This window comes from Leeia speluncae (assembly GCF_020564625.1).
GTDB lineage: Bacteria > Pseudomonadota > Gammaproteobacteria > Burkholderiales > Leeiaceae > Leeia > Leeia speluncae.
This window is the reverse complement of the sequence record NZ_JAJBZT010000028.1, coordinates 1-715: the sequence shown is the minus strand read 5'-3', so window position 1 is coordinate 715 and position 715 is coordinate 1. Positions and strand designations below refer to the sequence as shown.

Here is a 715-nt window from a genome sequence, read left to right as displayed (position 1 = left end):
GAGCAAGACCCAGTGGTCGCACCAAGCTACGAATACGCGAAAAAAGGTTTCGACACCCTACAAGGGCTAGTCAATCAAATCCGTCAGGGCTAATCAATATGACACTCTTAGCAAAAAATACCAAGCAAGGCCAAGACCGGGTGTTAGTTACCCCGGAAAGTGCCGGCTGGACGTATGTTGGCTTTAACGTCAAACACCTGAACGTAGGTGAAGTGGTCAGCAAACTCGAAACCAACAAAGAAACCTGCATTGTGCTGCTTTCTGGTGTGGTGACGATCAAAGCGGGTGATCAAACCTGGAAAGAAATCGGCTCACGCACCAGCGTGTTTGACGAACGCGCACCATATGCTGCTTACATCCCACCGCATCAAACGTGGGAAGTCGCTGCGCACACGGACGTAGAAATCGCCATCTGTACAGCACCTGCAGAAGGCAAACTACCGGCACGTCTGATTGAGCCATCGATGATCAAACGCTCAGTCCGTGGTGTAGCCACCAATACACGCTACATCACCGATATCCTGCCACAAACCGAACCGGCAGAATCGTTGCTAGTCGTCGAAGTGCGTACGCCGCAGAGCCATAGCTCTAGCTACCCACCGCACAAACACGACCAAGACGCCATTCCAGAAGAAAGCATCTTGGAAGAAACCTACTACCATCGCATCAACCCACAACAAGGCTTCGTGTTCCAACGGGTGTACACCGACGACCG

At 51.9% G+C, this 715-nt stretch carries 1 protein-coding gene; it reads left to right on the top strand.

Annotated elements, in window-relative coordinates:
* Positions 1 to 98: 98 nt before the first annotated feature.
* On the top strand, positions 99 to 715 hold a 617-nt coding region (gene iolB / locus LIN78_RS17945), incomplete at its 3' end, for a 5-deoxy-glucuronate isomerase (RefSeq protein ID WP_227182259.1).